The organism is Streptomyces sp. NPDC087300 (assembly GCF_044744425.1).
Taxonomy (GTDB): domain Bacteria; phylum Actinomycetota; class Actinomycetes; order Streptomycetales; family Streptomycetaceae; genus Streptomyces.
Genome location: NZ_JBIUYI010000005.1, coordinates 713,029 through 739,499, shown reverse-complemented (window position 1 = coordinate 739,499; position 26,471 = coordinate 713,029). Strand labels below are relative to the sequence as shown.

The following is a 26,471-nucleotide window of genomic DNA, read 5'->3' as shown; positions in this document are numbered from 1 at the left end:
ATTCAGTTGCGTAGCGCTAAGGGGTAATGATGTCCACCACCGACAACACCTCGGTGTACGAGATCCTGGACGAGCGGTTCCGTACCGGCAGGTGCGCCAACGGGGACAACCGCCTGGAGACGCTGTACGACGGCTGCCGCTGGGCCGAAGGGCCGCTCTACCTGCCGGCCTGGCGCCAGCTCGTCTGGAGCGACATCCCCAACGACCGGCTGCTGCGCTGGGACGAGACCACCGGCGCCGTCTCCGTCTTCCGCTCCCCCGCCGGGCACGTCAACGGCAACACCCTGGACCGCGAGGGCCGGCTCATCAGCTGCGAGCAGGGCAACCGCCGCGTCACCCGCACCGAGCCCGACGGCCGGATCACCGTGCTCGCCGACCGGTACGCGGGCAAGCGGCTCAACAGCCCCAACGACGCGGTGGTGCGCTCCGACGGCTCGGTGTGGTTCTCGGACCCGGACTTCGGCATCACCAGCGACTACGAGGGGTTCCGCGCCGAGCCCGAGATCGACGGCTGCCACGTCTACCGGATCGACCCGGCCAGCGGCGAGGTGCACCTTGTCGCGGACTGTTTCGGGGCGCCGAACGGCCTCGTCTTCTCGCCCGACGAGCGGCAGTTGTACGTCTCCGACACCCGGGGCGGCTGCATCCGGGTCTTCGACGTACGCGAGGACGGCACGCTCTCGGCGGGCCGGGTGTTCGCCGAGGCGAAGGACGACCTCAGCCGGTTCGACAACCTCCGCTTCGACGACGGCGGCCACCTGTGGGCGGCCGCCATCGAGGGCGGGGTGCACTGCTACGACCCCGACGGCACCCTCATCGGGCGCCTGCGGGTGCCGGAGCCGGTGTCCAACATCGCCTTCGGCGGGCCGAAGAACAACCGGCTCTTCATCACCGCGACCAGTTCGCTGTACTCACTGGTCATGGCCGTCACCGGGCTGCCGCGCGTGCTCCGCTGAGCTGCTGGACCCACGGCCGCCCCGGGGAAGGTGACGCGTCAGAAACGCACGTCGGAGCAGGCGTAGAAGGCGTTGCCGGTGTCCGCGATGGTCCAGACGCCGAGGATGATGTGCCGCCCCGTCTTCTGGGGCAGCACGCCGGCGTGGGTGACCGTGGAGCCGGGCTGACGGCCGCCGAAGGGCACCGCGAGGAACGGCTGTAGCTCCAGGTCGGCCCTGGTCAGCGGCTTGGTGGGGTCCCAGCCGTCCTTGGTGATGTAGTAGCGGAAGTCCGTGGTGGCGTGGCGGGCGGTGATGCGCCAGACGAAGGTGTGGCTCGCGCCCGCGGTCAGCTGGGTGGCCGGCCAGTTCCCGCCGCGCGGGTCGTCCAGCTCGGAGAAGCGCCCGATGCCGCCGGAGCAGATGTGCCCGTCGACGGGCCCCCGCGCCGGGAACCCCTTGGGCCCCTCCACGCTCGGCGGCTCCCACTGGATCTGGCCGCAGTTCCGTACGGTGCCGTTGCCGCAGAGCTGCTGGCGGCTGACGGGTGAGTCGGTGTAGCCGTGGGCCTGGGCGGCGCCGCTGGTGGCCAGCATGGCCGACCCGGCGAGACCGAGGCCCAGGAGTAACGAGGTGAGCTTCTTCCGCATGGTGTGCTCCCGTGGTCCGAGGTGCGGGTGGGACGGACGTACACCCCTGACGCACTGCCGAATCGAACGGCGAGCAGCAAGACGGCAGCACGGGAACAACCGGAGGGCACACGTCCGACGCGGTCTAGACCAAGACTGAGACTAGCCCCGGGACTTGGGCATGTCCATACCAATGGAGATCCGCCGGAACGCGGCGGCGAGGGGCCGGCCGACCCCTCGCCGCCGGACGATCTGCCGGGTGGCAGGTCATCACTGCGTGGCTTCCGCCTCCACCGGCTTGGGGATGAGGAAGGACGTCGCGAGCGCCGCCGCGATGAGGGCGACTCCGGCGATCATGCCCGCCGTGTATCCGGCGGCGGACGTCTTGTCGGCCGGTGCCGCCGCGGTCTGCACGGCGTACAGGACGGCGAAGCTGAGCCCGGCGCCGAGGTTGAAGGCGCCCGCGTTCAGACCGGGCAGGAAGCCCGGGTTCTCCTTCGGGGACAGCACGATGCCGAGCCCGTTGAGCACGATGTTGCCCACGCCCGCGTAGGTGACGCCGATCAGGACCGACGCGAGCAGGAGCAGCAGCCGCGAGTCGGCGTGCAGCGTGAACAGCATCAGGGCGACCGTCACCGCCGAGCCGATCAGGCCGAGGCGCAGGATGCGGCCGTAGCCGTACGTGGCGGCGAGCCGGCCCGCGAGCGGGCCCATGGCCAGGCCCGCGAGGGCGTACGGCGTCAGGGTCCACCAGGCCGATTGCTCCGCGCTCATGCCGAAACCGGCCTGCGCGTCCTGGGCGAAGGCGGGGATCATGCCGTTCATGACGGCGAAGACGCCGGTCATGGTGAGCACCGTGGTGAGCAGCAGCGCCCAGGTGGAGCGCTGGCGCAGATGCCGGGTGGCGACCAGGGGGTGGCTGCTGCGGTCCTCGGTGCGCCAGAACAGTGCGAAGGCGATGCCGGTGACCACGAAGAGGCCCGCGACGAGCGGCCAATTGGCGTCGCCGAGCTTGCCCGCCTCGTTCAGGGCGATGAGGGCCGCGCCGACGGAGATGACCAGGAGGGTGACGCCGGGCCAGTCCATGCGGCTGTCGGTGGTGTCTGTGGCCTTGGACTCCGGGGTGAGGGTGGCGACCAGGAGCGCGGCGAGCGCGGCCACGACGGCCATCGCCCAGAACACCGACTGGAACCCGTGGTGATCGGCGAGGTAGCCGCCCGCCAGGGAGTCGACGCCCGCGATGCCGCCGTTGACCGCGGTGATGACGCCGAGCAGCGTGCCGTACTTCTTCGGCTCGTGGACCTCGTGGCGCAGCATGATCAGGCAGAGCGGCACGGTGGGGCCCGAGACGCCCTGGATGACCCGGCCCGCGAAGAGCATCGGCACGCTCTCGGCGAGCGCGGCGACCACACAGCCGACGACCATGAGCGTCAGCATTCCGGCGAGCACCTTGCGGCGGCCGACGAGGTCGCCGAGGCGCGGCAGGAAGAGGGAGAAGAGCGCGGCCGAGGTGAAGAACGCGGTCTGAGTGAGGCCGATCTCCGCCGAGGTCGCGCCGAGGGAGTCCTCGATGTTCTTCAGGGCGGGGCTGAGCATGCTCGCGTTGAGCTGGAAGGCGAAGCAGGCCGCGAGGAGCGCGGCGACCAGGACGCCGACGCGCACCGGGCGGGAACCCTTGGCGCCGCCGGGCACGGCGGCGGGCGCGGTGGAGGAGGCGTTCATGCGCGGACGTCACCGATCCGCTCGAGGGCGTCCACGATCAGGTCCCAGAACCGCGCGTGGTCCAGGTCGACGGCGACCTGGGTGTGGCAGTCGTCGGGGGCGGGCGCGCGGAAGTCCGTGACGGTCATGCCGAGCGTGAGGGTGCCGGTGAGCTCGATGTCGACCGGGGCCTTGCGGACCGTCATGACGTCGGGGTCGATGACGTACGCGACGGCGCACGGATCGTGGACCGGCGGCGCGTCGAAGCCCTGGGCCTCCAGGTACATGGCGCCGAAGAAGTCGAGCAGCTCGTTGACGAAGACGGCGGGCTCGGTGCCGACCTTCGCGATGCGCTCGACGACCTCGGGGGTGGCGAGGGCCTGGTGGGTCAGGTCGAGACCGACCATGGTGACCGGCCAGCTCTCGTTGAAGACGATGTGCGCGGCCTCGGGGTCGATCTTGATGTTGAACTCGGCGACCGGGCTCCAGTTGCCCGTGTGGTAGCCGCCGCCCATCAGGACGACCTCGCGGACCCGCTCGACGATGCGGGGCTCCTTGCGCGCGGCCAGCGCGATGTTGGTCAGGCCCGCGGTGGGGACGATGGTGATCTCGCCGGGCTCGTGCGCCATGACCGTGTCGATGATGAGGTCGACGGCGTGCCGCTCGTCGAGCGTCAGCGTCGGCTCGGGCATGACCGGGCCGTCGATGCCGCTCTCGCCGTGGATGTCAGGGGCGGTCTCGACCTCGCGGACGAGGGGGCGGGGGCAGCCCGCGGCGAAGGGGACGCCGGTGATGTTCGCGATGCGGGCCACCGACAGGGCGTTACGGGTGACCTTCTCCAGGGTCTGGTTGCCCACCACGGTGGTGACGGCGACAAGATCCACATCCGGGTTGCCGTGCGCCAGGAGCATGGCGATCGCGTCGTCATGTCCGGGGTCGCAGTCCAGGATGATCTTTCGGGGCATCGCGGAACCTCTTTGTTCGGCTGAGTTGCCGCTGGGGGGCGGCAGCTCGGGAAAACGTTCTCCCAAGACTCTGTGCACAGGTGCGAATTATGTCAATGGCCGACGACACACCCCGGCAAACTCGCCCGGATCGGACACAGTTCAGTCCGGGACAGAAACACCTTAAACCGGCCAAGCCGGCCGGAAAATTGGCTCTGGTCGCCCCGGAAACCCGCTGATAACGTTTGCCGAAACTCAGCGAGAGGCGGGCGGGGCGTGGCTGACGTGACACTGCGAGACGTGGCCCGGGTCTCCGGCTGCTCCGTCGCCACGGTCTCCCGGGTCCTCGCGGGCACCCGCCCGGTCGGGGCCGAGACCGCTCGCCGGGTCCGCGAGGCCGCCGAAGCCCTCGGCTACCGGCCCAATCACGCGGCCCGCGCCCTGCGCAGCCGCAGCACCGGCACGGTCGGCCTCGTCCTGCCGCAGATCACGAACCCCTTCTACCCGGCCCTGGTGCGGGAGTTGACCCATGCGCTGCACGCGGACGGGCGGGCCGTGCTCCTCGCCGACTGCGACGACGACCCGGTGGCCGAGGCGGAGCGGATCGGGGACCTGCTGAGCCGGCAGGTCGACGCCCTGCTCGTGATCCCCGCGCACGAGGACCACAGCAGGGAGGCGGTGGCCGCGGCGGCCGCCCGGGTTCCGCTGGTCCTGATGGACCGGGGCTGCGGGCCCGCGATCGCCGACTCCGTCGCGGTCGACAACACCGCGGGCATGGCGCTCGTGCTCGATCACCTGGCGGCCACGGGCCGCCGCCGCGTCTGCTTCCTGGGCGCGGCGGGGACGGCGTCGACCGCCATCGAGCGGCGCCAGGCCTACGCGGCGGAGGCGGGCGCCCTCGATCCCGGCGCACCGGAGCGGGTCGCCCTCGGCGATTTCTCCGTGGAGTGGGGCAGGGCCGCCGTCGACGAGGTGTGGGACACCAGGCCCGACGCCCTGGTCTGCGCCAACGACCTCATCGCGATCGGCGCGCTCCAGCGCCTCCAGCAGCTCGGCGCCGACGTCCCCGGCGAGGTCGCCGTGACCGGCTTCGACGACATCCCGATGGCGGCACTGTCCGCCCCCGGCGTCACCACGGTCCGCCAGCCCGTCGCCGAACTGGCCGCGGAGGCGGCGCGCCTGCTCGAACGGCGCCTCTCCGGCGGCGGCGAAGGACCGCAGCGGGCGATACGGCTCGCGCCGGGCCTTGTCGTACGCGAGTCCAGCGTGAGCGGCTGCGCGGGCGGCTGCGCGCCGGGCGGGAGCGGGGGCGGGGGGCTCGGCGCGTAGCCCGCGTGCTGAGCGCCCCGCTGGATGTGCTGCGCCATGCTGTCGGGCGTCTGCTGGTTCGTCGTGGCTGGTCGCGCAGTTCCCCGCGCCCCTAAGGGGCGCGGGAGCGGAGGGCTCGGCGCGTAGCTCGCGCCTGAGCGCCCCGCTGGACGTGCCGCGCCATGCCGTCGGACATCTGACGGTTCGTCGTGGCTGGTCGCGCAGTTCCCCGCGCCCCTAAGGGGCGCGGGAGCGGAGGGCTCGGCGCGTAGCTCGCGCCTGAGCACTCCGCTGGACGTGCCGCGCCATGCCGTCGGACATCTGACGGTTCGTCGTGGCTGGCCGCGCAGTTCCCCGCGCCCCTAAGGGGCGCGGCCGCTCAGGCGGTCAGCGCGTCACCCGCCAGGTGAGCGTGTTCGTCAGGAGGCCGCGCAGGGCCGGGTCGCGGACCGACTTCGTCGGGTCCGTGGCGCGCACCGACAGGGTGTGGGCGCGTCCGTCGGCCGGGACCCCGAGGGCGCGCGGCGACACGACGGCGTCGCCCCGCGCCGAGCGGACCTCACGTCCGTCCACGCTCCAGCGCAGCCGCACGCCCTCCGCCGCGCTCACCCGGACCTTGGCGTCTCGCCGTACCGCGCGGTCGGTGCCCGTGACCGCCGTGACGACGGACGCGTGCCGGTGGAAGCCCGCGATCATGGCCTCGTTCCCCGGCAGGTTGAACTCGCGGCCGAGCGTGCGCATGATCGAGTCGCTGGTGGGGCGGTACAGGCCGCGCGGGTAGTAGCCGCCGCCCTCGTACGCGCCGACCTTGCCGCCGTCCGGCGAGGTCTGGCCGATCCACCGGTACCACTTCTTCTTCTGGGCGGTCAGCTGCGCGGCCGTGAGCTTGCTGGTGTTGGCTTCCCAGGGCTCGGCGCCCGTGTAGGTGCCGTACTCGTCGTACCAGTACTCGTCGGCGAGCTTGCCCAGCGAGTGGCCGGTCTCGTGGACGGCGACCTGGTCGGACTGGGCGTTGTCCGAGGACGCGGTGGCGATGCCGTCGTAGCCGGACGGCGAGGTGATGTCGTTGTAGCCCGCGCCGCCGTACTTGGTGGAGTTGGCGAGGACGATGACGAGGTCGGGGTCGGCGGCCTTCTTGGCGTACGACTCGACCTTGTTGGTGTCCACGCAGAGCAGGCGCTCGATGCCGTCGCAGAAGAAGGCCGAGCCGAGCGCGGTGTCCTTGACGGTGCCGGTGGTCGGATCGCCGGAGACGCCGGACTGCCGGGACACCGCGTCCACGGCCCAGACGTTGAAGAGGCCCTTGTACGAGGCGTACGGCTCGACGGCGGAGATCTTCGCCCACTTGGTGCGCACGTCGGCGTGGAAGTCCTCCTGCTGCGCGGCGGTGTAGCCGTCGCCGATGAAGACGACGTCGAGCTTGGACGCGGTCGGACCGGCCTGCACGATGGGAACGACGTCGCCGTCGCCCTTGATCTCCGCGCGCTCCTTCGAGGAGAGCGCGTCGGGCGCGGGCACCTCGGCGTGCCGGGGGTGGCCGCCGGGTGACGTGAAGTACTCGACGCGCTGGGCCTGTTGGGCGGCCGGGTCCGGTCCCGCCGCCGTGGCCGTGCCCGCGGGTCCGGTGGCGGCGAGGCCCGCGGCGAGCGCGATGCCGGTGGCGAGGGCGATGCGCAGGGGCGCGCGTCTGGCATGGCCGGGGGTCCCGGCCGGTATTCGTCCCGTGGGGGGCATGGGCGTCCTCTCGAAGTCCGCGATATAAATGGCGGGTTAAGCGGGGTTAAGGCGCGGCTCAACGTAGAGGCTCGTGGGACGTCAGGCAATGGCTGTGCCTCAAGTCACCCATGGGTTGCACTAGTTCACGCCGCCCACGGCCCGGCGGGTGACAATGCGTGCGGCACGCACGGTCCGCAGGCCGGGCGAGAGGCGCCGCACGCGAGGCGACCCACGCGGTGCGGGCGAGGCGGCATACGGAGAGGCAGCGGTGGAGCGGAACACTTCCGACGGCGTACGGGGTGCGGGCGCACCCGGCGAGGGCGCGCGGGCCGACGAACCGGCCGAGATCGGGCGGCGCGTACAGCGGCTGCGCGGTGAACTCGGGCTCACCCAGCGCCAGTTGGCCGAGCCCGCCTACACTCCCGCGTACGTCTCCACGCTGGAGGCGGGCAAGGTGCGGCCCTCCGAGGCGGCCCTGCGGCACCTCGCCGAGCGCCTCGGCGTCAGCTACGAGGAGCTCTCCACCGGCCGCCCCGCCCGGCTCGCCGCGGGGCTGCGCCTGCGGCTCACCGACGCGCGGCGCGCCCTGGCCACCGGCGCGCCGGGCGACGCCGCCGTCCTCTTCCGCGCCCTGCACGAAGAGGCCGTCACGCACGGACTCGCCCCGGAGCAGGCCGACGCGCTCCTCGGGCTCGGCGACTGCCTGCTGGAGTCCGGTGAACTCACCGACGCCCGCGACTGCTTCGCCGCCGCAGAACACCTCCTCGCCGACGATCCGCTGCCCCGCCGCGTCCCCGCGATCCGGGGCCGCGCCACCGCCCATCTCCTCACCGGCGAGCTGCGGTACGCCTGTTACCTCCTGGAGAGCACCCTCGACGAGCTCAACGCGGGCGGTCTGCACGACCCGGAGGCGCTGCTTCTCCTCTATACGGCGTCCATCGCGCCCTACATGGACATGGGCGCGCACGCCAGGGCCGCGCACGCCGCCGAACTGGCGCTCGCGCTCGCCCCCGGCGTCGGCGATCCCGCGCTGGTCGCCGGCATGCACCGCGGGGTGGCCCGCACGCTCATCGCGGAGGGACGCATCGCCGAGGCCGACGCCTCGCTCGCCAAGGCCCAGGAGCTCTACCGGCAACTGCACATCCGCACCGAACTCGCCCACTGCCACTGGATGCGCGGCTACGTCCACGCCCAGGACGGCGATCTGGAGCACGCGGAGAGCGAACTGCGCACGGCCCGCGCCATCCTCTCCTCCAAGCGCGCCGCGCTCTTCACCGAGCAGGTCGAGGTGGAGCTGGCCGACGTGCTGCGGCGGCGCGGCAGGGCCGAGGAGGCGGAGGCGCTGCTGCGGCCGCTCCTGATGTCCGGTGCCGATGCCCCCGAGGACGAGCCGGGGTCGCTCGGGGCGGGCCGGGGCGCCGTGCACGCGGGCGGCGCGCACCGGCTGCTCGGGCTCATCGCCGAGGAGCGGGGCGACACCGAACGCGCAGAGGAGCACTACTGCGCGGCCCTCTCGTTGCTCGAACGGTCCAGCGCGGCGGGGGACCTGGCGGATCTGTGCCGTCTCCTGGGCGATCTGCTGCGCCGCTCCGGACGGGTGGAGGCCGCGATGGACGCGTACCGCACGGGGCTCGGGCACCGGGCCGCGCCCGGCACGACGACGCTGGGTCCCGCGCCGGCCGCACCGCCGATGTGACGTCTCCCGCCCGCGCCCGCCGACTGCATCACTCCCGCCCGCCGACTGCATCAAAGGATGTAGTGCGAATTCCTCCGGGGCTACGACTCCCGTGCCCGCGAGGGCGCCCAGGATGGTGATCACCACCTGCGACAGGCGCACGAGGAGAGGCACATGACCGAACCGACGACCGTCCCACCCGTACCTTCCTTGGTCGGCACGCTGGTCAGGGCCGTGGGCGGCGGTCTCGTCATGGGCGTGGCCCTCGGCGTGGGCACGGCGGCGGGGCCGGAGGCCGCCGACGCGCTCGGGCTCTCCGGGTTCGCGGCCAGGCTCGTCCCCGCCCTGATAGTCAGCGCGGTGGCCGTGCCGCTCGTCGGGGCGGCGCTGCGGCGCAGGGGGCGCTCGCTCGGGTCCGTCGGGCTCGGCACCCCGAAGGCCGGTCTGCGTGCGCTGCTCATCGGTGCGGGCGTGACGGCGGCGGCCGCCGCACTCGTCCTCGGGGCGGGCACGGCCGGGGGCATGCTCAGCTGGTCGCGTCCCGATCCGCTCGCGCTCGCCGCGTTCCTCGTGACGAACGGCGTGGTCGCCCTGCTCCTGGAGGCGCTGCCCGAGGAGACGACGCTGCGCGGTTACACCTGGACCGCGCTGCGCGGCCGGTTCGGCGGCCTGGTCACGGCGTTCGGCACCACGGCCGTGTTCCTGGTCGTGCCGGGCTTCTCGACGGTGGTGGCGTCCTGGACCGCGCGGCTCGTCGGCGGTGACCCGGGCCCCGTGGGATGGGCGCCGGGCGGCCAGAACGCCGCCGACTACCTGATCCTCCTGACGGTCTTCGGACTGACGCTCGTGGCGGCCCGTACGGCGGTGCGCGAAGCCCCGCTGTACGCGGCCATCGGCACCCATCTGACCTTCCTGACCGTCAACCGCGTCACGTTCGAGGGCGAGAAGCGCGACGCCGGATGGCACGCCGAACTCCTGGACCCGGGCGCCGAACTCCTCGTGCCGATCTACCTGTTGGTCGCCATGGCCGGGTTCGCGGTGTGGCGGAAAGTGAGCTCGCGCGGGACCGCGGCGACCACGAGCGGTGAGCGTGAACCGGCCGCCGTGCGGGCCTCGGCGCCGCACTGACCGTCCTTGCGGGCCGGTGACCTACTCCGCCTCCCCTTCTCCCGGAGGGGAGGCCACCGCCCGCAGGATCTCCACCAGCGCCGCCACCGTCGGCCGGTGCTCGGCCCGCGTGCGGTACACCACCACGACGTGCCGCTCCACCGTCTCGCGCAGCGCCACCACGTCGAAGCGGGAGCGGCGCAGGCGCAGCATCAGACCCGTCACCGTGCTCACCCCGACCCCCGCCTCGACCAGGGCGAGCGTGGCCGCGGTGTCCGTCACCTCGTGTTCCACGAGCGGCTCGACGCCCGCACGGCGGCAGGCGGTGCGCACGGCGCGGCCGTAGTAGCTGTCGCCGGGCGGCAGGATCCATCCGAGGTCCGCCGTCTCCGCGAGCGAGACGGCGTCACGGCCCGCCATCGAGCCCGTGGGCACCGCGAGCGCGAACCGTTCGCGGTACAGGCGCAGCATCCGCAGCTCGGGGTCGCGCGGGATGGGTACGTCGGGGTAGTCGAGGCCGATGGCCAGGTCGACGCCGCCGGAGGAGACCGCGTCGTACACCTCGTCGACGTCCATGTCGCGGCTGCGCACCCTGAGGCCCGGCAGCGACTCGCCGGTCCTGCGCAGGGCGAGCGGGAGTATCTCGGCGGCCACCGTGGCGAAGAGGCCGACGCGCAGCTCGCCGCTGACGTCCCCGCCGCCGTGCGCGAGTGCTTCCAGTGCCTCCGCCTCGGTGCTGAGGATCCGCTCGGCGTACCGCGCCAGGGTCAGGCCCTCGTCGGTCAGCTCGACCCTGCGGCCCACGCGTCGCAGCAGCCGCACGCCCGTGGTCCGCTCCAGCGCGGCGAGTTGCTGCGAGATGCCACCCGGTGTGTAGCCCAGGGCGTCGGCGACGGCCGTGATGGTTCCCCGCCTGGTCAGTTCCACCAGGGATCTCAACTGGGCGCTCGCCCCGAACATATGGCGATCGTAATCGATCGACCGCACGAAGTGTTCATGGACGGCGAAGGCCGCGGTGCTGCACCATGACGGGCAGCAAGCTGTTCAGCGTTTCGCGCCACGCCATGACAGCCCGGCCAACACCCTTGCGGACAGCGGCCCTTCGCGGCTCGCGACGCGCCTCGGGTGACGGCCCCTGGAAGGGAGCGGCCCCTTGGCCTCCTCGTCCCCCTGGCCCGGATCATCGCCCTCACCCTCGTCCTCCGCCTCGCCCTCACCCTCACTCTCGCCCGACCTCCCGTCCGCCGCCGACGTCGTCGTCATCGGGGGCGGGGTGATGGGCACCAGCATCGCCTTCCATCTGGCCGAGGCGGGGGTGCGCGACATCGTCGTCGTCGAGCGCGACGAGCTGGGGCAGGGCAGTTCGGGCAAGCCGATCGGCGGGGTCCGCGCGCAGTTCTCCGATCCGCTCAACATCGAGCTCGGCCTGCGCAGTCTGCGCGCCTACGAGGACTTTCCGCGCCGCCCGGGAGCGGGCATCGGCCTCGACACGGTCGGCTATCTGTTCCTGCTGACCGGCCAGGAGCAGGCCGCGGACTTCGAGGCCGCCGTGCGCACCCAGAACGGACTGGGCGTCCCCAGCCGCATGATCGGTGCCCGCGAGGCCCGGGACCTGTGCCCCTACCTCCGTACGGAGGGCCTCGTCGCCGCCTGCTACTCCCCCGCCGACGGCCACGCCCGCCCCTCTCTCGTCGTCCGCGGCTATGCGAGCGCCGCCGCCCGTGCCGGTGTCGTCCTCGCGACCCACACCACGGTGCTCGGCATGGACACCGTCGGTGACCGGATCGGCGTCGTGCACACCGACCGCGGCTCGCTCACCTGCGGGGCGGTGGTGTGCGCCGCGGGGGCCTGGTCCGCGCGGGTCGGCGCCATGGTGGGGGTCGAGCTGCCGGTGCGGCCCGTACGGCGTCAACTCGCCTTCACCGAACCGCTGGTGCCCGCCGCGCCCCGCATCCCCTTCACCATCGACTTCGCTTCGTCGGCGTACTTCCACAACAGCGACGACGGGTTGCTGCTCGGCCTCGCCGACCCGGCGCAGGCCGACGGGTTCGACACGACGTGGACGCCGGAGTGGCTCGACCTGTTCCGCGAGGTCGCACGGCAGCGGGCGCCCGCGCTCGCGGACCTGCGGACGGTGGGCGGCTGGGCGGGCCTGTACGAGGTCACGCCGGACCACAACGCGCTCATCGGCCGCTCCGACGCCGTCCCCAACTTCCTCTACGCCACCGGGTTCTCCGGCCACGGCTTCCTCCAGGCCCCCGCCGTCGGAGAGATCGTCCGCGATCTGCATCTGGGACGCAGGCCCTTCGTCGACGTCACACCCCTCGGCGCCGACCGCTTCGGCACGGGGGCCGCCGCGAGCCGCCCCGAAGCCCATGTGGTCTGAACACCTCTACTGCCCGGCCCTGTTGACCGGGGCCGGACCTTCCCGACCGATCGAAAGGACGACGTGCCGATGATCCGGCAGTGGCAGCTGCGTGCCGCGTTCGCCGCGCGGCTCTCGGAGATGTACGGACGCGAGGTCCCCGCCTACACGACGCTCGTGGACGTCTCCCGCGAGGTCAACGAGGACGTCCTGCGCGCACGCGGCGCCGACGCCGAACGCCTGGGCTCCATCGGCAGGGTCACCGCGGAACGGCACGGCGCCATCCGGGTCGGCACGCCGGGCGAACTGCGGCAGGTCGCCCGCGTCTTCGGCTCCCTCGGCATGCGTCCGGTGGGCCACTACGACCTGCGCGACACGGCGGGGAGCGCGCTGCCCGTCGTATCGACGGCGTTCCGGCCGGTCACCGAGGACGAGCTCGCCCGCAATCCGTTCCGCGTCTTCACCTCCGTGCTCACCGTCGATGACCCCCGCTTCTTCAACGCGGACCTGCGCTCCCGCCTCACCGAATTCCTCGCGGGGCGCTCGCTGTTCCCGCCCGAGCTGCTCGCCCTCGCGGACCGCGCCGAGGCCGAGCGTGAGCTGCCCGACGAGCTGGCCGAGCGCTTCCTCCAGCTGGCCGTGGCCGCCTTCGAGCTGTCCGCCGAGCCCGTCGACCGGGCCTGGTACGAGACGCTGGCGCGGGTCTCCGCCGTCGCCGCCGACATCGGCGGTGTGCGCAGTACGCACATCAATCACCTCACCCCGCGCGTCCTGGACATCGACGAGCTGTACCGGCGCATGACCGCGCGCGGCATCGAGATGATCGACACCATTCAGGGGCCGCCGCACCGCCCCGGCGCCGACGTGCTGCTGCGGCAGACCTCGTTCCGCGCCCTCGCCGAACCGCGCGCGATGCGCGCCCCCGACGGCAGCGTGACCCGCGGCTCGCTGCGGGTCCGCTTCGGCGAGGTCGAGGCGCGGGGCATCGCGCTGACCCGCGAGGGCCGGGCGCGCTACGACCGGGTCCTCGCCCTCGCCGACGAGGGCGCCGCCCAGCGTCCGCCCGCCGAACGCGAGGACGTCGCGCGCGCCCTGTGGGCGGCTCACCTGCCCGCCACCGAGCGCGAACTCGCCGCCCAGGGGCTCGGGTTCTTCACCTATCACGCGGTGCCCGACAGGCCGGGGGACGGCAGCACCCCGCCCGCCGACATCGGCACGCTCCTGAGCCGGGGGTGGGTGCGGGCCGAGCCTCTCGTGTACGAGGACTTCCTGCCCCGCTCGGCGGCGGGCATCTTCCAGTCCAACCTCGGCGACAGCGGGTCGCGGAACAGCGGGCCGCACAGCGGTTCGTACGACGCCGACTGGCTGGCCGGTGCGGTGGACCGCGACGTGCTTGATCCGTTCGCCCTGTACGAGGGGCCGCGTGACCGGTCCCTCGCCCAGGTCGCCGACGCGCTGGGCCTGGCCACCACGCCATCACCCGGCTGAATTCTCCTTCCGTCACGTCCGCCTCTCCCAGGGAGCTTCATGAACGGCATCGCTCTCCCCTCCACCGACGACCTGCGCGCCCGCGCCCGTGCCGCACTCGGGCGCGTCGGTGTCGCCGTCCCTGACCTCGCCACCGGCCTGCGGGCCCGTACCCCCATCACCGGCGACGACCTGTTCGCCGTGGCGGCGGCCGGTGCGGACGACACCGAGGAGGCGATCGCCGCGGCCCGCGCGGCGTTCCTGGAGTGGCGCACCACCCCCGCGCCGCGCCGCGGTGAACTGGTCAGGCGGCTGGGCGAGGTGCTGCGCGAGCACCAGGAGGACCTCGCCGACCTCATCACCATCGAGGCGGGCAAGATCCGCTCGGAGGCGCTCGGCGAGGTCCAGGAGATGATCGACGTCTGCGACTTCGCCGTGGGCCTGTCCCGTCAGCTCTACGGTCGCACCATCGCGTCGGAGCGCCCGGGGCACCGCCTTTCGGAGAGCTGGCATCCGCTCGGCGTCGTCGGCGTGATCTCGGCGTTCAACTTCCCCGCCGCCGTGTGGTCGTGGAACACCGCCGTCGCCCTGGCCTGCGGCGACACCGTCGTATGGAAGCCGTCCGAGCTGACCCCGCTGATCTCACTGGCCTGCGACCGGCTGCTCGCGCGGGCCGCCGACGACGTGGGGGCGCCGCGCGACGTGCACCGGCTGCTGCTCGGCGACCGCGCCGTCGGGGAACGGCTCGTGGACGATCCGCGGGTGGCGCTCGTCAGCGCCACGGGCTCCACCCGCATGGGCCGCGAGGTCGGTCCCCGTGTCGCCGCCCGCTTCGGCCGCAGCCTGCTGGAACTCGGCGGGAACAACGCCGCCGTCGTCGCGCCGTCCGCCGACCCCGAGCTCGCCGTGCGGGGCATCGTGTTCGCCGCGGTGGGCACGGCAGGGCAGCGCTGTACGACGCTGCGGCGCCTCATCGTGCACCGCGACATCGCGGAACCGCTGGTGGACCGGCTGGCCGCCGCCTACCAGAAGCTGCCCATCGGCGACCCGTTCGACCGGTCCACGCTCGTCGGCCCGCTCATCTCCACGACGGCGCTCGACGGCATGCGGACCGCGCTCGACCGGTCACGCGACGAGGGCGGCGAGCTGGTCGTGGGCGGCGAGCGGCGTCCCGCGGGATCATCGGCGCCGCGCGCCGCCTACGTGGAACCCGCCGTCGTCCGCATGACCGGGCAGACCGACGTCGTACGCGAGGAGACGTTCGCGCCGCTCCTGTACGTCATGACGTACGACACCCTCGACGAGGCGATCGCCCTGCACAACGACGTCCCGCAGGGCCTGTCGTCCAGCATCTTCACGCGCGACCAGCGCGAGGCCGAACTGTTCCTGTCCGCGGAAGGCTCCGACTGCGGCATCGCCAACGTCAACATCGGCACCTCCGGGGCGGAGATCGGCGGTGCCTTCGGCGGCGAGAAGGAGACGGGTGGCGGCCGCGAGTCCGGCTCCGACGCCTGGCGCGCCTACATGCGGGCGGCCACCAACACCGTCAACTACTCGGGGCAGCTGACGCTCGCGCAGAACGTCAGCTTCCTCTGATTCGCCTGGTTCCGCTGGTTCCGATCCGACGATGCCGGGCCCGTCCCGTCACTTCGTGGCGAGACGGCGCACGGCTTCGAGGGCGCGGTCGGCGTGGGCGCTCATCCGCAGTTCGCTGCGGACCACTTCGGCGACGGTGCGGTCCTGGGCGATGACGTACGTGACGCGCTTGGTCGGCGCGAGCGAGAAGCCGCGCGTCACGCCGAACCGGCCGCGGACCGTGCCCTCGGGGTCGGAGAGGAGGGGGAAGCCCAGGGTGTGCTTGCCCACGAACTCGCGCTGCCGCTCGACCTCGTCACCGCTGACGCCGACGGGACGCGCGCCCGCCGCCGCGAACTCGGCCGCCAGATCGCGGAAGTGGCACGCCTCCGCCGTACAGCCGGGGGTGAGGGCCGCCGGGTAGAAGAAGAGCACCACCGGGCCGTCCGCGAGGAGCGTGCTCAGCTGCCTCGGGGTGCCGGTCTCGTCGGGCAGCGTGAAGTCCTCGACGGTGTCACCGACCGCCACGCGCGCCGTCATGTCCTGCTCTCCTGCGACGTACGGTCGGAGCGCTGCACGGTGCCTCCTCATGGGGGGTCGGATCGCGGGAGCGAAACCCTACTCGATGGTAGGCGCGGGCCGTTGGCGGGTCTCGCCGCCGGCCACGATTCCCGTCCCGACCAGGCCTGATATCGGATGCACCCTCATGCGATGCTGGGGCACGCGTGCGACCGAAGGCGGTGGTCGCGCGCGGCCCCGGACGGCGTCCGGGCGGAACGGCGAGGGAGAGAACGGCATCGCGATGGCAGCGGCACGAAGGACAGCGAAGGGCGTCTGGGACCGTTTCTCGGCGTCCGACCCGGGACTCCTGCGTCTCATGGCGGGGCTGCGCACGGTCGGGGCCATCCTCCTCGCCCTGGCCGTACTGGCCCTGTTCGGCACCTCGGTGAACCATCTGGTCGCAGGGGCGATGACCGCCATGGTCGCCACCTTCGCGATCCAGGAGAAGGAGGTGCGCGGCCAGGCGATCACGCTACTGCTCGGCGTCCCCGTGGCGTTCGCGGCGATATCCCTGGGCGCGCTGCTCAACTCCCTCGTCATCGCGGGGGACGTGTTCTTCGTCCTGCTGATCTTCGGCGCGGTCTACTCGCGCAGGTTCGGCGACCGCGGCACCGCGCTCGGCCTGATCGGCTTCCAGGTCTACTTCGTCTCGCTCTTCGTCAGCGCCGAGGTCTCGACGCTGCCCGGCCTCTTCCTGACGCTCGCCGTCGCCTTCGCGTGCAGCGCGGTGGTCCGGTTCGCGGTGGTCCCCGAGACGCCCGAGCGCACGCTCCAGCGGCTGCGCGAGGCGTTCCGGGCGCGGCTCGCCCAGCTCGTCGCGCACCAGATCGAACTGCTCGACGCCGACGCCGACGCCGTGGACGGCGTCCTTGACGATCTGCGGCGCAGCACCGCCCGGCTGCACGAGGCGGCCCTGATGATCCAGGGCCGACTTGAGGAGGGCACCCGGGACGCCGCGGCGGCCGCGCTCCTGCAACGCAGGGTCGCCGACGCGGAGATCGCCGCGGAGCGCCTCGGCGTCCTGCTGCTCAACGCCCGCAGTGCGGAGCGCGTGGAAACCCTCACGCTGCATCTGCCGAACGCGGCCACGCCCATGCCGCCCCGCGCCAAGATCGCCGACGACGCGGGCACCGCGCTGCGCAGGGACCTCAACGCGCTGCACCTCCTCGTGGTGCGCCTGGTGCCCGACGACCGCGGCACCGCGCTGCCCTACGTGCGCAACAGGCTGCTCGGCTACCGCGAGGAACGCGGCCTGCCGCAGGGCTCGCCCGCCATCCAGGACTGCTTCCGCGCGGTCGGCGAGGCGGCCCGCGCCATCCTGGGGCTGCGCCTGGCCGTCGACGGATCGAAGGACGAGGAGTACGACACCCCGGAAGCCGCCCGTTCCCGCGAGGAGTTCGCGGCGGAGGAGATCTCCATCGCCGGTGAGGCGGCGGGGGCCGACGAGGAGGAGCGGACCGGCCTGCGGCGGCCCACGACCAGGGCGGCCGTGCAGGTCTCGGTGGGTTCGGCGCTGGCCATCGTCGGCGGCGAGTTCCTGTCCACGCAGCGCTGGTACTGGGCGGTCCTGACCTGCTGGGTGGTCTTCCTCAACACCGCGTCCACCGGCGAGATCGTGGTCAAGGGCTACCGGCGCCTGGTGGGCACGGTGCTCGGCGTGGTGGCGGGGGTGGCGCTCGCGGGCGCCGTCGGGAACCACACCTGGATCGCGTTCGCGCTGGTGCTGCTCTGCGTCTTCGGGATGTTCTTCACGGCCCCGTTGTCGTACGCGATGATGTCGTTCTTCGTCACGGCCATGCTGGGCCTGCTCTACACCCTCCTGAACACCTACAGCCTCGACGTGCTCGTGCTGCGCATCGAGGAGACGGCGCTCGGCGCGGCCTGCGGGATCATCGCCGCGGTCCTCGTCCTGCCGGTGCGCACCTCGCACCGCACCGACGAGGAACTCGGCACCGTCCTGGCCCGGCTGCGCGACGTCGTGTCCGCGGCGGTCGCCCAGCTCAGTGGCGGGCCCGCGGTCGATCTCGTCGATCTGGCGCGGGACCTGGACACCGCCCTGGACGATCTGCGCAGCTCCACCAAGCCGTTGACGCATCCGATCGCCCCGCTGCGGGCCCGTAGGCAGACCGCCCGCTACGTGGTGGCGCTCCTGGAGACGTGCGCCTATCACGCGCGGTCCCTGGCGGCGACCGCGGAGCTGGTGCCGTCCAGCAAGAGCGTCGCCGCCGACGCCCGGCTCGCGCTCGCGGGGCGGCGCATCACGCACAACATCGATCTGATCGCCGCGCACGTGCGCGAGGAGGAGTCCGAGGGCACCATCGAGTCCGGCGCCAGCATCGCCTCCATGCTGGACAGCGGCCGTCACGAGGTGCTGCGGACCGGTTCGGTGGCGGGCCGCGTGCTGCGGCATCTCCAGCGGCTCGACGAGGGGATCGTGGGTCTCGCCCGGCCGCTGGGAGTGCCGCTCCCGGTGCGCGAGGAGAAGGCGGCGGGCCTGGCCAAGGACTGAGCGCGGGCGCGGCGCCCGGCGGCGCCCGTCACTCGCCGCGCAGCTCCGCCAGCACCTCGCGCAGCACGGGACGGGGAATGTCCGGCAGCAGCATCGCGAAGGCCAGCACGAAGCGGCCGAGCAGGAACGTGGTGTCCGGCGTCCTGCGGACGATGTCCTGCACGGTGTTCACGTCCTCGGCCGCGACGGCCTCGATGAGGTCGCCGACGTCCGGCCCCGCGCCCTCCTCGGTGAGCACGGACCGGTCGCCGAAGTCGGCCCTGCGCGCCATGTGCCGCAGCACCTGGTCCCCGGCCTCGGGCAGATACGCCTTGCGTACGCCTTCGTTGGCGATCCAGCACAGCGCGGACACCAGATCGGTGCTCTGTTCGCCGGCGCCGAACTCCTCGACCAGGGCGTCGTACGCGAGTTGATTGCCGTGCCGGAAGGCGAGCAGCAGCCGGGCCGCCCGCGCCTTGGCCTCGGCGACCTGCTCCACGGACACTTCGACCCGTTCGTCCGATTCCCTATTGTTTACGCCCATCTGGCACATGTTAACGATCACTGCGCGGAAAGCGTCGGGCACCCGCGCTCAATCGCTCTCCGCGCTCATCTCACCCACGCGCTGTACGACATGACGTCCCCCGCCCGCACCCCGTACTCCGGGTCGTCCTTGGTGTAGGTGTCCTCAAGGCCCAGGACAGAGCCGGTGGCAGGGTCCAGGATCAGCATGCGGCGCAGGCCGTCGGCCTGGTACACGTACGCCTGGCCCTGGCGGCCGAGGCGGTCGGTGATCGCGCCGGCCGGGCGGAGGTCTTGGGCGTCGGCGAGGATCCGGGCGAGGGCGGCGGACTCGGGCGCGCCCGGAGTCCAGTGGCCGAGGAACGCGGCCACCGCGTCCAGGAGTTCGCCGGTGCCGGAGAGCGGGGTGCCGTCGGGGTGGCCGAGTTCCGCGAGGTAAGCGCGCAGGGCCTCGGGCGTGTGCGGGGGCCGGGACTGCGGAGGGGCGCTCCCCCAGCTCGGCGGGTAGGTGCGGTCGCTGAGCACCTTGCCGTCGGAGACGCTGCGCAGGCCGCCGTCCCCGTCGGCGACGACGGACTCGCCGGGGTGGCGCGGGTCGGAGGCCACGACCAGTTCGGTGTGGCTGCCGTCGGCCTTCCAGCGGGTGACGCGCTCCTCGGGCAGGGTGATGGGCCGGGCGGCGCCGGGCTTCGACTCCAGGGCCAGGTTCCACGTCTGGACGTGGGTGCCGCGGCGCAGCCGGGGCGCGTCGTCGGCCGCGGCGGCGTCGGCCGCCCGGTCGGCGAGACGTTCCAGCGGCAGCGGCGTGGACCCCGCGCGCAGGCTCAGGGGGTGGGGGGCCGCGACGGCCGGTGCGCTGGTGGGCCCGGCGAGGACGAGCGCGAGGGCGACCGCGGCGGCGGCACCCGCCATCTCGATGCCCCAGACGAGGCGGCGCACCTGACGCACCGGGCGCGGGCGCGCCGCCCGGCCGCGCGAGGTGCGGGCGCTGTGCAGGAGCAGGTTCAACTGCCGTTCGGCGTGCGGGGGCAGGGTCCCGTCGGGCCTGTCGTGGAGGCGGGGGTCGTCGTGGGGCACCGGGTTGGCGCCGCGCAGCAGGGCGAGTTCGTCGTCAGGTGCCATGGCCGTGATCCTCCGGGACGGTGGCGCGGGTCTCTTCGGGGGCGGGCCTTCGGGCAGGTGCGGGCCGCATGCGGTCTATCTCGGTTCTCAGCCGTCGGCGGGCGCGGTGCAGGCGCATCGCGGCGGCCCGGTTGCCGCAGCCGAGCGCGACCGCGAGCTCCTCGGTGTCCAGTTCCTCCCAGGCGGTCAGGCGCAGGACTTCCTGGTCGGCGGCGGAGAGGAGGTTCAGGGCCTCGTGCACCCAGTCGCCGGGACGGTCGGCCTCGGGTCCCGCCACGACGTCCCTGCGGTGCCTGGCCTCGTCGTTGCCGAGCCGTTCGACCAGGCGCCTGCGACGGCCGTAGCCGCGTACGGCGTTGGCCAGGCAGTGCCGTGCCACCCCGTACAGCCAGGGCAGGGCGAACGACGGCAGGTCGGCGCGGCGGCGCCAGGCCACGGCGAACACGTCGGCCACCACCTCCTCGGTGTCACTCGTCGGGCCGCCGTGCCGTCGTGCCACGTAGCGGCTGACCGCCCAGTAGTGCTCGCGATAGGCAGCGGCGAAGTTTTCGTCGTCGCTCACAGTTCAGTAAGTGTCCGGCACGGCCCCGGTCGTCACACCCACGGGTGTGATCCATGTCGCTCTCGCCGCCTGTCACAGAAGCGCGTTCGCCGGACACAGGCGGGGCATGGACAGCATCACCGTCAACCCATCACCGCCCGCGACCACCGCGGAAGCCGTTCCGGGAGCGGGCACCGGTTCCGCTCCCGGACGGGCCGTCATCAAGTGGTTCACCACCACTGACCACAAGACGATCGGCACGCTCTATCTGGTCACGTCGTTCGCGTTCTTCTGCATCGGCGGTGTGATGGCGCTCTTCATGCGCGCCGAGCTCGCCCGCCCCGGCACGCAGATCATGTCGAACGAGCAGTTCAACCAGGCGTTCACGATGCACGGCACGATCATGCTGCTGATGTTCGCGACGCCGCTGTTCGCGGGCTTCGCGAACTGGATCATGCCGCTGCAGATCGGCGCGCCCGACGTCGCCTTCCCGCGGCTGAACATGTTCGCCTACTGGCTGTACCTGTTCGGCTCGCTGATCGCGGTCGGCGGTTTCCTCACGCCGAACGGCGCGGCCGACTTCGGCTGGTTCGCCAACAGTCCGCTGACGGACGCGGTGCGGTCGCCGGGCGTCGGCGCCGACATGTGGATCATGGGTCTGGCCTTCTCCGGCTTCGGCACGATCCTCGGCTCGGTCAACTTCATCACCACGATCATCTGCATGCGCGCACCGGGCATGACCATGTTCCGCATGCCGATCTTCGTGTGGAACGTGCTGCTCACCGGTGTCCTGGTGCTGCTGGCCTTCCCGGTGCTCGCCGCCGCGCTGTTCGCCCTGGAGGCGGACCGCAAATTCGGTGCGCACATCTTCGATGCGTCCAACGGCGGCTCGCTGCTGTGGCAACACCTCTTCTGGTTCTTCGGCCATCCAGAGGTGTACATCATCGCGTTGCCGTTCTTCGGCATCATTTCCGAGGTCATTCCGGTCTTCTCCCGAAAGCCGATGTTCGGCTACATGGGTCTGGTGGGCGCGACCATCGCCATCGCGGGTCTTTCCGTCACGGTGTGGGCCCACCACATGTACGTCACAGGCGGTGTGCTCCTGCCGTTCTTCTCCTTCATGACGTTTCTGATCGCGGTGCCGACCGGCGTGAAGTTCTTCAACTGGGTCGGCACGATGTGGCAGGGGTCGCTCAGCTTCGAGACCCCGATGCTCTGGGCCGTCGGCTTTCTCATCACGTTCCTTTTCGGCGGTCTGACCGGTGTCATCCTGGCCGCGCCGCCGATGGACTTCCACGTCTCCGAGTCGTACTTCGTGGTCGCGCACTTCCACTACGTCATCTTCGGCACCGTGGTGTTCGCGATGTTCTCCGGATTCCACTTCTGGTGGCCGAAGTTCACCGGCAAGATGCTGGACGAGCGGCTCGGAAAGATCACGTTCTGGACGCTGTTCGTGGGCTTCCACGGCACGTTCCTGGTGCAGCACTGGCTGGGCACCAACGGAATGCTGCGCCGGGTGCCCGACTATCTGGCCGCGGAGGGACTGACGACCCTCAACACGGTCTCGACCATCTTCTCCTTCCTGCTCGGCCTCTCGTTCCTGCCGTTCATCTACAACGTCTGGAAGACCGCCAAGTACGGCAAGAAGATCGAGGTCGACGACCCCTGGGGATGGGGCCGTTCGCTGGAGTGGACGACGTCCTGTCCGCCGCCTCGGCACAACTACCGCACCCTGCCGCGCATTCGCAGCGAATCCCCGGCGTTCGACCTGCACCACCCCGAGATCGCGGCGGCCGAGCGCGAGGCCCTGCGGTGACGGCGGCCGGCGACGGCGCGCTGGACGCGTGCGCGGTGGACGCGCGCGCCCTGGTCAACGAGGTCGAGGGGCATCTCCTCGTCGAGGCGGCCCGCGCCGAGGGCCGCACCGCGGCCGAGCGGTTCACGGGACACCTCCCCTGGCTGACGGAGGCTCAACGCGTGGAGGTGGAGCGGTGCTACGCCGAGGAGCACCTGGAGCTCACCCGGCGCGGCTGGCAGCACATCGCCCGGCGGACCCGGCAGCTGGGCGCCGAGTACGAGGAGACGTTCCGGCTGCTGCGGCGGCGCCTCCTCGTCCGGTGCCAGGTCGCCTTCGGCTGTCTGCTGGCGGTAGCCCTGATGCTCGGGCTGGCGGCCCGCTAGGAAACAGGGGGCCGGGAGGCGAGTGCGCCGCGCTCGCGCAGCAGGGGCAGTACCTGGTCCCGCACGGCGGGCGCGAGCGTCAGACCGTCCTCGCGCCCGGACGTCCAGCGCAGCGCCGCCAGTTCGGCCGAGGGCACGGGCGTCCGGCCGAGCCCGGCCTCGAAGACCGTCATCCGCATGGGGACGCCCTCCAGGGCCGCCACCGCCTCGACCTCGGCGAGGAACCGCGGCTCCAGGGGCGCCACCCCCAGCTCCTCGTCCAGCTCCCGGGTGAGAGCCTCCATCGGGCCCTCACCCGCGTCGGGCTTGCCGCCGGGCAGGTAGAAGACCTCGGGCGCCGCCTTCTTGCTGACGACAAGGAGGCGGCCCTCCTGGACGATCGCGGCCGCCACGACGACCAGCGGCTCGCGTGGGGACATCGGTACGTTCTCGTGCTGCATGCACGCGATTCTCGCAGCCTCCTGATCACGGCCCGCGCGCCGTACGGCAGTGCCGTTCAGCCCGCGACGACCGCCTTGTCGTACGCGTGCGACGTGATGGCGGCCGCGGTCTCCTCCGGGGTGAGGTCGGCGTTGTCCAACCACCAGCCGGCGTCGCCCAGTTCGTCGAGCATCGCGCGGCGCAGCGGGCCGAGGTCGATGCCGACCCGTTCCCGCTCGCCGCGCGCCGCGTCGCGGCGGTGGCAGACGTCGAGCGGCGGGGCGAGGACCACGAGCAGGACGGGCCTGGGGCGCAGCTGCGCGACGAAGAAGTCCAGCGTCTCCCGGTCCGCGACGACGGTGTCGACGACCGGCACGAAGCCCTCGTCTGCGAAGTTGCCCGCGAGGGCGCAGATGTTCCTGGCACAGAGCCGTGCCTGCCGGTCGGCCTCGGGTCCGGGGCTGCTGACGGGGCCCGCCCTGCCGCTGGTGACCATGTAGGACAGCACGTCGCCGTCGATGCGGGCGGCGCGTGGGTGGTTCAGGGACACGAGGTGCGAGACGGTCGACTTACCCGCGGCCGGTACGCCCGTGATGATCAGACATCCCGGATCCCGCCGACTCGTACCGCTCACGTCGTACCCCTTCGGTCGCCCGTAGGGCAGGCAGTGTCGCGGAGGTGGCGGCGGCCGCGCATCCCGTTTTCCGCCGGACCCGCCTGACCTGCCAGACCTGCCAGACCCGCCGTGCTCGCCCGGTGCCGCGCCTGGCCTCCCCCGGCCGGGCGCGGCCCGCGCTAGAATGCGGACCGACAGTCCGCATCGACCGTACGGGCCACGGGTCCGTTCTTCCGCCGGAGGCACCGTGACAGCACCCCCGCGCAAGGTGCGGGCCGACGCACAGCGCAACCGCGAGGCCGTACTGGCCGCCGCCGAGCGGCTCTTCGCCGAGCGGGGCGAGCCCGACCGGGTCTCGATGGACGACATCGCGGCGGCCGCCGGGGTCGGCAAGGGGACGCTGTTCCGCCGCTTCGGCGACCGCGTCGGTCTGATCAAGGAGCTCGTCGAGCGGCGCACCGAGCAGTTGCGGGCCGATGTGGTCTCAGGACCGCCGCCGCTGGGCCCCGGCGCCCCCGCCGACGAACGCGCGCTCGCGCTGCTCGACGCCATGCTGCGGCTGAAGCTGGACACGCGCCCGCTCATGCTCGCCCTGGAGAGCGCGGGCAGCGGCAGCCCGTATCAGAACGACACCTACGCGCTCTGGCACGCCGAGCTGACCGCCCTGCTCACCGAGACCCGCGGTGCCCGCAACGCCGATTTCCTCGCGCACGCCCTGCTGGCCGCCGTGCGCGGCGACCTCGTCGAACACCTCTGCGCGAACGCCACCCCGCCCGAGGAGATCCACGACGGGGTGGCCGCGCTCGCCCGCGCGGTGCTCGCCGGTCCCGCCTGACCGGGGAACGGGGAACGGGGATGGGCAACGGGGATACGGAACGGGCGATCCTGCCGTCCGGTCAGCCGGTCAGCCGGTCAGCCGGTCAGCCGGTGAACTCGACCTTCGCCTCGCGCGACGCGTTCCCGTACGCGTCCACCGCGCTCACGCGTGCGACGTAGCGCGTGCCCTTCCTGGTGACGGGCACCGGGATGTCCAGGGCGCGGGGCCGGGGCATGAAGTAGTACTCGGCGAGCACCTTCGAGGACAGCAGTCCGGCGCCGGTTGCCTTGTCTCGGATGTCGACGCGGTAGTGATGCACCATCTGGTCGTCGCTCGCCTGGCGGATCCGCAGGGTCCGCGCCTCCTTGCCCCGGCCGACGAGGGTCAGCGGGCGGGCGGACGTGAACCTCGGCGCCGTGGTGTTGCGCCGCGCGTCGGTGTAGGTGAAGCCGTCCTTGATCTCCTGCGGGGTCCTGCCCTTCAGCCGGACCGTCCAGGTCGGCCCGCTGAGCGTGCCCGCGCTGGCGTACGGGGGCTGCCAGTTGGCCGACCACTGGCCGCCGGTGTAGATGTCGTGCTTGTCCGCGGCCATGTTGACGCGCGCGATCTCCGTACGGTCGCGGTAGACCTCGACGAAGAGCGCCTGCGCCGTCGGTGCCTCGAAGCGGTCGGCGAGGCCCTTCTCGGTGACGGCCTGATAGCCGTGGTCCATCTCGACGTACGACATCGAACCGTCGTTGACGGCCGTGAAGTCCCGCTGGTGGACGGAGCGTTCGTCGTTGATGTTCAGGTGGGAGTGGCCGGAGAAGTACATGACCTGCGGGAAGGCTCCGAGGTCAGCGGTGAGGAGGGGGTTGGACGCCTGCTGTCCGTCCATCGCCGTGCCGGGCGCGGGCCGGTGGCCCTGGACGAGGATGGGGGTGCGCGCGGCCGCCGGGTCCGCGGTGAGCTCGGCGAGCCGCTTCTTCAGCCAGGTGCGCTGGGCGGTGTCGGAGTTGTAGGTCTCCGTGTTCACGGTGAAAACGTGCAGGCCCTTGACCTTCGACTCGTAGTAGCCGCCGCCCGAGTCGGGGAACCAGCCGCGCGGGTAGTGCGCACGGATGTCGGCGAGGCTCGCGTCGTGGTTGCCGTTGGAGAGCAGGACCTGGGTGCCGTCCATCTTCTTGCGCTTCAGGTTGGCCTGGAAGATCTCGGAGACGATCCGGTGGTCGGCGCCCCGGCCGTCGCCGTTGTCATTGATCATGTCGCCGTTCGACAGGATCGCGTCGGGCTTCGGGAAGACCGATCCGATGGTGTCGAAGAAGCTCTCGTACTTCTTGTCGTTGTTCTTGTGGTCGCCGATGTGCACGTCGGACATCACGACGAGGCGCGCCAGCGGCTTCTCCGCCGTCTTGACCAGGTATCCGGCGGACACCGGCAGGCTCGCGCGGGCGCCGCGGAAGGCGACCGCGGTGACGTTGGTGTCCTTGGTGATGCGCAGCGGCCGGCCCGGGACGTAGGCGCGGCTCGCGCGGGTGGGCGTCGTGCCGTCCAGCGTGTAGTGGACCGTGGTCCCGCGTCCGGCGCGCAGTGCCAGGGAGACCGGACGCTCGTAGCGTCCGCCCGGTCTGCTGAAGGCCGGGGCGGCGGGGGTGGCGGGGGCCGCGTCCGGCGCGGCGGCCGGCGGGGTCGCGGGGACGGCCACCGCGTGGGCGGAGATCGGGAGGAGCAGCGCCAGACAAACGGCGCCGAGGGCGAACGGTACGTGTCGCACGGGGGAGGTTCCTTGCCTCTGGCCGGGC

At 72.3% G+C, this 26,471-nt stretch carries 22 protein-coding genes and 1 pseudogene; 11 read left to right on the top strand and 12 right to left on the bottom strand.

The genetic code is table 11. From position 1 onward, the window contains the following. Positions 1–29: 29 nt before the first annotated feature. Entirely contained in the window at positions 30–956 is a 927-nt protein-coding gene (locus tag ACIO9J_RS23580; RefSeq protein ID WP_402002817.1) for an SMP-30/gluconolactonase/LRE family protein, read from the top strand. 38 nt (positions 957–994) lie between these two features. Here ACIO9J_RS23580 and ACIO9J_RS23575 read toward each other — a convergent pair whose 3' ends face one another. The 3 genes from ACIO9J_RS23575 to ACIO9J_RS23565 all read right to left on the bottom strand — a co-directional run bounded on the left by ACIO9J_RS23575 (position 995) and on the right by ACIO9J_RS23565 (position 4,230). Continuing rightward, entirely contained in the window at positions 995–1,585 is a 591-nt protein-coding gene (locus tag ACIO9J_RS23575; protein WP_402002814.1) for a lytic polysaccharide monooxygenase, read from the bottom strand. A 249-nt stretch (positions 1,586–1,834) separates the two neighbouring features. Continuing rightward, on the bottom strand, positions 1,835–3,286 hold the full coding sequence (locus ACIO9J_RS23570) for an MFS transporter (RefSeq protein WP_402002811.1): 1,452 nt from the start codon (positions 3,284–3,286) through the stop codon (positions 1,835–1,837). After that, complete coding sequence (locus ACIO9J_RS23565; protein ID WP_402002808.1) at positions 3,283–4,230, bottom strand: nucleoside hydrolase; 948 nt, start codon at positions 4,228–4,230, stop codon at positions 3,283–3,285. Before ACIO9J_RS23565 ends, ACIO9J_RS23570 begins: the two co-directional genes overlap by 4 nt. Positions 4,231–4,485: 255 nt before the next feature. On the opposite strand from ACIO9J_RS23565, the gene ACIO9J_RS23560 reads away from it, so the two are divergent. Continuing rightward, a complete protein-coding gene (locus ACIO9J_RS23560) occupies positions 4,486–5,538 on the top strand; it encodes a LacI family DNA-binding transcriptional regulator (protein WP_402002805.1) in 1,053 nt (350 codons plus the stop codon). A gap of 366 nt (positions 5,539–5,904) precedes the next feature. Here the strand turns inward: ACIO9J_RS23560 and ACIO9J_RS23555 are convergent, their stop codons facing one another. Continuing rightward, positions 5,905–7,251 (bottom strand): M64 family metallopeptidase, encoded by a 1,347-nt coding sequence (locus tag ACIO9J_RS23555; RefSeq protein ID WP_402002802.1) that lies wholly within the window; start codon positions 7,249–7,251, stop codon positions 5,905–5,907. A gap of 328 nt (positions 7,252–7,579) precedes the next feature. Here ACIO9J_RS23555 and ACIO9J_RS23550 point away from each other — a divergent pair, with 328 nt between their 5' ends. Both ACIO9J_RS23550 and ACIO9J_RS23545 read left to right on the top strand, forming a co-directional pair. Continuing rightward, positions 7,580–8,929 (top strand): tetratricopeptide repeat protein, encoded by a 1,350-nt coding sequence (locus ACIO9J_RS23550; RefSeq protein WP_402003597.1) that lies wholly within the window; start codon positions 7,580–7,582, stop codon positions 8,927–8,929. A 153-nt stretch (positions 8,930–9,082) separates the two neighbouring features. Further along, positions 9,083–10,036, top strand: a complete 954-nt coding sequence (locus tag ACIO9J_RS23545; RefSeq protein WP_402002799.1) for a type II CAAX prenyl endopeptidase Rce1 family protein — start codon at positions 9,083–9,085, stop codon at positions 10,034–10,036. A gap of 21 nt (positions 10,037–10,057) precedes the next feature. Here ACIO9J_RS23545 and ACIO9J_RS23540 read toward each other — a convergent pair whose 3' ends face one another. Then, on the bottom strand, positions 10,058–10,975 hold the full coding sequence (locus tag ACIO9J_RS23540; protein WP_402002796.1) for a LysR substrate-binding domain-containing protein: 918 nt from the start codon (positions 10,973–10,975) through the stop codon (positions 10,058–10,060). A 301-nt stretch (positions 10,976–11,276) separates the two neighbouring features. Between ACIO9J_RS23540 and ACIO9J_RS23535 the strand changes: the two genes are divergently transcribed. From ACIO9J_RS23535 to ACIO9J_RS23525, 3 genes are all read left to right on the top strand, one after another. Further along, entirely contained in the window at positions 11,277–12,401 is a 1,125-nt protein-coding gene (locus ACIO9J_RS23535; RefSeq protein ID WP_402003594.1) for an NAD(P)/FAD-dependent oxidoreductase, read from the top strand. A gap of 69 nt (positions 12,402–12,470) precedes the next feature. Then, complete coding sequence (locus ACIO9J_RS23530) at positions 12,471–13,868, top strand: 2-oxoadipate dioxygenase/decarboxylase family protein (RefSeq protein WP_402002793.1); 1,398 nt, start codon at positions 12,471–12,473, stop codon at positions 13,866–13,868. Positions 13,869–13,907: 39 nt separating this feature from the next. After that, positions 13,908–15,443: an aldehyde dehydrogenase family protein gene (locus tag ACIO9J_RS23525; protein ID WP_402002791.1), complete on the top strand. Its 1,536-nt coding sequence runs from the start codon at positions 13,908–13,910 to the stop codon at positions 15,441–15,443. Positions 15,444–15,491: 48 nt separating this feature from the next. On the opposite strand, the gene ACIO9J_RS23520 is transcribed toward ACIO9J_RS23525, so the two are convergent. Then, positions 15,492–15,962, bottom strand: coding sequence for a peroxiredoxin (locus tag ACIO9J_RS23520; protein WP_402002788.1), 471 nt, complete (start codon positions 15,960–15,962; stop codon positions 15,492–15,494). A gap of 262 nt (positions 15,963–16,224) precedes the next feature. Here ACIO9J_RS23520 and ACIO9J_RS23515 point away from each other — a divergent pair, with 262 nt between their 5' ends. Further along, positions 16,225–18,492 (top strand): FUSC family protein, encoded by a 2,268-nt coding sequence (locus tag ACIO9J_RS23515; protein ID WP_402002785.1) that lies wholly within the window; start codon positions 16,225–16,227, stop codon positions 18,490–18,492. A gap of 28 nt (positions 18,493–18,520) precedes the next feature. Here the strand turns inward: ACIO9J_RS23515 and ACIO9J_RS23510 are convergent, their stop codons facing one another. The 3 genes from ACIO9J_RS23510 to ACIO9J_RS23500 form a co-directional block, all read right to left on the bottom strand. Further along, positions 18,521–19,015 (bottom strand): hypothetical protein, encoded by a 495-nt coding sequence (locus ACIO9J_RS23510; RefSeq protein ID WP_402002782.1) that lies wholly within the window; start codon positions 19,013–19,015, stop codon positions 18,521–18,523. A 65-nt stretch (positions 19,016–19,080) separates the two neighbouring features. After that, entirely contained in the window at positions 19,081–20,115 is a 1,035-nt protein-coding gene (locus ACIO9J_RS23505) for a CU044_5270 family protein (protein ID WP_402002774.1), read from the bottom strand. After that, positions 20,105–20,677 (bottom strand): RNA polymerase sigma factor, encoded by a 573-nt coding sequence (locus ACIO9J_RS23500; protein ID WP_402002772.1) that lies wholly within the window; start codon positions 20,675–20,677, stop codon positions 20,105–20,107. Before ACIO9J_RS23500 ends, ACIO9J_RS23505 begins: the two co-directional genes overlap by 11 nt. A gap of 184 nt (positions 20,678–20,861) precedes the next feature. On the opposite strand from ACIO9J_RS23500, the pseudogene ctaD reads away from it, so the two are divergent. Together ctaD and ACIO9J_RS23490 are read left to right on the top strand one after the other, a co-directional pair. Beyond that, positions 20,862–22,472 (top strand): annotated as a pseudogene (gene ctaD / locus ACIO9J_RS23495) (cytochrome c oxidase subunit I); the annotation flags it as partial. Next, complete coding sequence (locus tag ACIO9J_RS23490) at positions 22,469–22,837, top strand: hypothetical protein (protein WP_402002770.1); 369 nt, start codon at positions 22,469–22,471, stop codon at positions 22,835–22,837. The pseudogene ctaD and the gene ACIO9J_RS23490, both read left to right, overlap by 4 nt. Here the strand turns inward: ACIO9J_RS23490 and ACIO9J_RS23485 are convergent. Together ACIO9J_RS23485 and ACIO9J_RS23480 are read right to left on the bottom strand one after the other, a co-directional pair. Continuing rightward, positions 22,834–23,277, bottom strand: a complete 444-nt coding sequence (locus ACIO9J_RS23485; protein ID WP_402002768.1) for an NUDIX domain-containing protein — start codon at positions 23,275–23,277, stop codon at positions 22,834–22,836. The two genes, ACIO9J_RS23490 and ACIO9J_RS23485, sit on opposite strands and share 4 nt — an antisense overlap. A 56-nt stretch (positions 23,278–23,333) precedes the next feature. Continuing rightward, the gene (locus ACIO9J_RS23480) at positions 23,334–23,891 is read right to left on the bottom strand and encodes an AAA family ATPase (RefSeq protein ID WP_402002766.1); all 558 of its coding nucleotides are present in this window, start codon (positions 23,889–23,891) and stop codon (positions 23,334–23,336) included. 229 nt (positions 23,892–24,120) lie between these two features. Here ACIO9J_RS23480 and ACIO9J_RS23475 point away from each other — a divergent pair, with 229 nt between their 5' ends. Next, a complete protein-coding gene (locus tag ACIO9J_RS23475) occupies positions 24,121–24,708 on the top strand; it encodes a TetR/AcrR family transcriptional regulator (protein ID WP_402002764.1) in 588 nt (195 codons plus the stop codon). 85 nt (positions 24,709–24,793) lie between these two features. On the opposite strand, the gene ACIO9J_RS23470 is transcribed toward ACIO9J_RS23475, so the two are convergent. Further along, positions 24,794–26,443, bottom strand: a complete 1,650-nt coding sequence (locus ACIO9J_RS23470; protein WP_402002762.1) for a metallophosphoesterase — start codon at positions 26,441–26,443, stop codon at positions 24,794–24,796. Between the last annotated feature and the right edge of the window lie 28 nt (positions 26,444–26,471).

What these genes read in the sequence shown, in the direction of transcription:
- ACIO9J_RS23580 (WP_402002817.1), top strand. Translation starts at nt 30, where the DNA reads ATGTCCACCACCGACAACACCTCGGTGTACGAGATCCTGGACGAGCGG.
- ACIO9J_RS23575 (WP_402002814.1), bottom strand. Translation starts at nt 1,585, where the DNA reads ATGCGGAAGAAGCTCACCTCGTTACTCCTGGGCCTCGGTCTCGCCGGG.
- ACIO9J_RS23570 (WP_402002811.1), bottom strand. Translation starts at nt 3,286, where the DNA reads ATGAACGCCTCCTCCACCGCGCCCGCCGCCGTGCCCGGCGGCGCCAAG.
- ACIO9J_RS23565 (WP_402002808.1), bottom strand. Translation starts at nt 4,230, where the DNA reads ATGCCCCGAAAGATCATCCTGGACTGCGACCCCGGACATGACGACGCG.
- ACIO9J_RS23555 (WP_402002802.1), bottom strand. Translation starts at nt 7,251, where the DNA reads ATGCCCCCCACGGGACGAATACCGGCCGGGACCCCCGGCCATGCCAGA.
- ACIO9J_RS23545 (WP_402002799.1), top strand. Translation starts at nt 9,083, where the DNA reads ATGACCGAACCGACGACCGTCCCACCCGTACCTTCCTTGGTCGGCACG.
- ACIO9J_RS23540 (WP_402002796.1), bottom strand. Translation starts at nt 10,975, where the DNA reads ATGTTCGGGGCGAGCGCCCAGTTGAGATCCCTGGTGGAACTGACCAGG.
- ACIO9J_RS23530 (WP_402002793.1), top strand. Translation starts at nt 12,471, where the DNA reads ATGATCCGGCAGTGGCAGCTGCGTGCCGCGTTCGCCGCGCGGCTCTCG.
- ACIO9J_RS23525 (WP_402002791.1), top strand. Translation starts at nt 13,908, where the DNA reads ATGAACGGCATCGCTCTCCCCTCCACCGACGACCTGCGCGCCCGCGCC.
- ACIO9J_RS23520 (WP_402002788.1), bottom strand. Translation starts at nt 15,962, where the DNA reads ATGACGGCGCGCGTGGCGGTCGGTGACACCGTCGAGGACTTCACGCTG.
- ACIO9J_RS23515 (WP_402002785.1), top strand. Translation starts at nt 16,225, where the DNA reads ATGGCAGCGGCACGAAGGACAGCGAAGGGCGTCTGGGACCGTTTCTCG.
- ACIO9J_RS23510 (WP_402002782.1), bottom strand. Translation starts at nt 19,015, where the DNA reads ATGGGCGTAAACAATAGGGAATCGGACGAACGGGTCGAAGTGTCCGTG.
- ACIO9J_RS23505 (WP_402002774.1), bottom strand. Translation starts at nt 20,115, where the DNA reads ATGGCACCTGACGACGAACTCGCCCTGCTGCGCGGCGCCAACCCGGTG.
- ACIO9J_RS23485 (WP_402002768.1), bottom strand. Translation starts at nt 23,277, where the DNA reads ATGCAGCACGAGAACGTACCGATGTCCCCACGCGAGCCGCTGGTCGTC.